This window comes from Streptomyces fuscichromogenes (assembly GCF_014645815.1).
GTDB lineage: Bacteria > Actinomycetota > Actinomycetes > Streptomycetales > Streptomycetaceae > Streptomyces > Streptomyces fuscichromogenes.
Map to the genome: position 1 here is coordinate 1 of NZ_BMML01000106.1, position 1,314 is coordinate 1,314.

General features: G+C 68.1%; 1 protein-coding gene. It reads right to left on the reverse strand.

The genetic code is table 11. From position 1 onward, the window contains the following. Positions 1 to 1,314: amino acid adenylation domain-containing protein (locus IEZ11_RS50375; protein WP_189269850.1), on the reverse strand; the 1,314-nt coding region annotated here is incomplete at both ends.

Consider the following 1,314-nt stretch of genomic DNA (forward strand, 5'->3'; position numbering starts at 1 on the left):
CAGCTTCCCATTGACCGTCAACGGCAGCACATCCAAAACCACCACCGCCGAGGGCACCATGTAGGCCGGCAGTCGCAGGGCCGCGTACTCGCGCACCACCCGGTCCAGACCCGGCCGCGCACCCTCTGCCGGTGTCACATAGGCGACCAGCCGCTTGTCACCCGCAGTGTCCTCCCGCACCACGACCGCCGCCTGCGCCACCCCGTCACACCCCGCGACCACCGCCTCGACCTCACCGGGTTCGATACGGAATCCGCGGATCTTCACCTGGTCATCGGCCCGGCCCACGAACTCCAGCAGCCCCCCGGCCGTCCAGCGCACCACATCCCCGGTCCGGTACATCCGCTCACCCGCACCACCGAACGGATCGGCGATGAACCGTTCCGCGGTCAGGCCCGGCCGGCCCGCATACCCCCGCGCCACACCCGCACCCGCCACATACAACTCACCCGCCACACCCGGCGGCACCAGCTGAAGAGCCGAATCCAGCACGAAAACACGCGTATCCGCGATCGGTGTTCCCAGCGGAACACCGATCCGCAAGTCTCCCGCTTCCAGACGGCGCAGTGTGGTGAACGTGGTGTTCTCGGTCGGCCCATAAGCACTCACCAGCGTCACACCGGGAAGCTCCGCCAGGACGCTGCGGCAACGGACGGCCGACAGCACCTCCCCTCCGACCACCAGATACCGAAGGCCTGCCAGCACCTCGACCCTCAGATCCACAATCTGGTGGAACAGTCCGGTGGTCATGAACGCCACCGTCACCTGGTGACTCGTCAGGAAGTCACGGATCCCGTCCACCGACAGGGTGCCCACAGGCGCAAGCGCCACCGTGGCCCCGTTCGCCAGAGCCCCCCAGATCTCGAAGGTCGCCGCGTCGAACGACGGCGACGACAACTGCCCCATCACCTCACCGGGACCCACCACCACGTCATCCAGCCCACGCACCAGACGCTCCACCGCCGCATGCGTGACCACTACACCCTTGGGCCGCCCCGTCGAACCGGACGTGAATACCGCATACACCGGATGATCCACCCGCAACGACCCGACCCGGTCCGCATCCGATACCAGCGTCTCCGCCGCCCCCTCCAACATCCGCCCAAACGCCGGGTCATCCACCACCAGCCAGTCCCGCCGGACCATATCCCCCAAACCACTCCGCGGCCTCCCGCTCCCCTGCCTCCCGCTTTCCGGGGTCCCGTTTTCCGGCCGGGCCGTCCCGGAGACCGCGAGCACCACTCCCGCACCGGCGTCCGAGAGGATCTGCTCGATGCGTTCCGCGGGATATTCCGGGTCGACGGGTACATACGC